Genomic DNA, 2,955 nt, shown 5'->3' with positions numbered 1-2,955 from the left:
CGCTTTTCTTATGTGTTTAGTTAAGTCCTCGATCGATTAGTATCCGTCAGCTGCACGTGTCGCCACGCTTCCACCTCGGACCTATCTACCTTGTCATCTTCAAGGGATCTTACTCGCTTGACGCGATGGGAAATCTCATCTTGAGGGGGGCTTCACGCTTAGATGCTTTCAGCGCTTATCCCTTCCGCACATAGCTACCCAGCTGTGCCCCTGGCGGGACAACTGGTACACCAGCGGTGCGTCCATCCCGGTCCTCTCGTACTAAGGACAGCTCCTCTCAAATTTCCTACGCCCGCGACGGATAGGGACCGAACTGTCTCACGACGTTCTGAACCCAGCTCGCGTACCGCTTTAATGGGCGAACAGCCCAACCCTTGGGACCGACTACAGCCCCAGGATGCGATGAGCCGACATCGAGGTGCCAAACCTCCCCGTCGATGTGGACTCTTGGGGGAGATAAGCCTGTTATCCCCGGGGTAGCTTTTATCCGTTGAGCGATGGCCCTTCCATTCGGAACCACCGGATCACTAAGCCCGACTTTCGTCCCTGCTCGACTTGTAGGTCTCGCAGTCAAGCTCCCTTCTGCCTTTACACTCTACGAATGATTTCCAACCATTCTGAGGGAACCTTTGGGCGCCTCCGTTACGCTTTGGGAGGCGACCGCCCCAGTCAAACTGCCCACCTGACACTGTCTCCCACCCCGATCAGGGGTGCGGGTTAGAATCTCAGTACGACAAGGGTGGTATCCCAACGGCGACTCCACCTAGACTGGCGTCCAGGCTTCTCAGTCTCCCACCTATGCTGTACATGTCGCACCAACATTCAATATCAGGCTGCAGTAAAGCTCCACGGGGTCTTTCCGTCCTGTCGCGGGTAACCTGCATCTTCACAGGTACTATGATTTCACCGGGTCTCTCGTTGAGACAGTGCCCAAGTCGTTACACCTTTCGTGCGGGTCGGAACTTACCCGACAAGGAATTTCGCTACCTTAGGACCGTTATAGTTACGGCCGCCGTTTACTGGGGCTTCGGTTCGCACCTTCGCTTGCGCTAAGCGCTCCCCTTAACCTTCCAGCACCGGGCAGGTGTCAGCCCCTATACTTCGCCTTACGGCTTCGCAGAGACCTGTGTTTTTGATAAACAGTCGCTTGGGCCTTTTCACTGCGGCTCCCCTGGGCTTTTCACCCGAGGGAGCACCCCTTCTCCCGAAGTTACGGGGTCATTTTGCCGAGTTCCTTAACGAGAGTTCTCCCGCGCACCTTAGGATTCTCTCCTCGCCTACCTGTGTCGGTTTGCGGTACGGGCACCTCTCACCTCGCTAGAGGCTTTTCTTGGCAGTGTGGAATCAGGCACTTCGGTACTATATTTCCCTCGCCATCACAGCTCAGCCTACTCAAGCGGATTTGCCTACTTGAGGCGCCTAACTGCTTGGACGCGCACAACCAGTCGCGCGCTGACCCTATCCTCCTGCGTCCCCCCATTGCTCAAACGGTGAGGAGGTGGTACAGGAATATCAACCTGTTGTCCATCGCCTACGCCTTTCGGCCTCGGCTTAGGTCCCGACTAACCCTGAGCGGACGAGCCTTCCTCAGGAAACCTTAGGCTTTCGGTGCAGAGGATTCTCACCTCTGTTTTCGCTACTCACACCGGCATTCTCACTTCTAAGCGCTCCACTAGTCCTTCCGGTCTAGCTTCGACGCCCTTAGAACGCTCCCCTACCGACGACGTAAGTCGTCCCACAGCTTCGGTGGTACGTTTAGCCCCGGTACATTTTCGGCGCAGAGTCACTCGACCAGTGAGCTATTACGCACTCTTTAAATGGTGGCTGCTTCTAAGCCAACATCCTGGTTGTCTAAGCAACTCCACATCCTTTTCCACTTAACGTACACTTTGGGACCTTAGCTGGTGATCTGGGCTGTTTCCCTCTTGACCACGGATCTTATCACTCGTAGTCTGACTCCCGAGTATAAGTCATTGGCATTCGGAGTTTGACTGAGTTCGGTAACCCGATGAGGGCCCCTAGCCCAATCAGTGCTCTACCTCCAAGACTCTTCACTCGAGGCTAGCCCTAAAGCTATTTCGGGGAGAACCAGCTATCTCCAAGTTCGATTGGCATTTCACCCCTACCCACACCTCATCCCCGCACTTTTCAACGTGCGTGGGTTCGGGCCTCCAGTAGGTATTACCCTACCTTCACCCTGGACATGGGTAGATCACCTGGTTTCGGGTCTACGACCTCGTACTATACGCCCTATTCAGACTCGCTTTCGCTACGGCTCCGTCTTTTCGACTTAACCTCGCACGAGATCGTAACTCGCCGGTTCATTCTACAAAAGGCACGCCATCACCCATAAACGGGCTCTGACTACTTGTAGGCACACGGTTTCAGGTTCTCTTTCACTCCCCTCCCGGGGTGCTTTTCACCTTTCCCTCACGGTACTGGTTCACTATCGGTCACTAGGGAGTATTTAGCCTTGGGAGATGGTCCTCCCTGCTTCCGACGGGATTCCTCGTGTCCCGCCGTACTCAGGATCCACTCAGGAGGGAACGAAGTTTCGACTACAGGGCTGTTACCTCCTCTGGCGGGCCTTTCCAGACCGCTTCATCTACTCCGTTCCTTTGTCACTCCGTATTGAGTGTCCTACAACCCCAAGAGGCAAGCCTCTTGGTTTGGGCTGTTCCCGTTTCGCTCGCCGCTACTTAGGGAATCGCTTTTGCTTTCTTCTCCTCCGGGTACTTAGATGTTTCAGTTCCCCGGGTATGCCCTCCATACGCTATGGATTCACGTATGGATACTGCCCCATTACGGACAGTGGGTTCCCCCATTCGGAAATCTCCGGATCAACGCTTACTTACAGCTCCCCGAAGCATATCGGTGTTTGTCCCGTCCTTCATCGGCTCCTAGTGCCAAGGCATCCACCGTGCGCCCTTTCTAACTTAACTAAACACACTTTAT

At 54.7% G+C, this 2,955-nt stretch carries 1 rRNA gene; it reads right to left on the bottom strand.

From position 1 onward, the window contains the following. Positions 1-16 precede the first annotated feature (16 nt). Positions 17-2,942, bottom strand: a 23S ribosomal RNA gene (locus HNQ82_RS14370). Between the last annotated feature and the right edge of the window lie 13 nt (positions 2,943-2,955).

Origin of the sequence: Anoxybacillus tengchongensis (assembly GCF_014201585.1) — a bacterium.
Classification (GTDB): domain Bacteria; phylum Bacillota; class Bacilli; order Bacillales; family Anoxybacillaceae; genus Anoxybacillus; species Anoxybacillus tengchongensis.
Note: the sequence above shows the minus strand (reverse complement) of the source record. Positions and strands in the feature narration are given on the sequence as shown.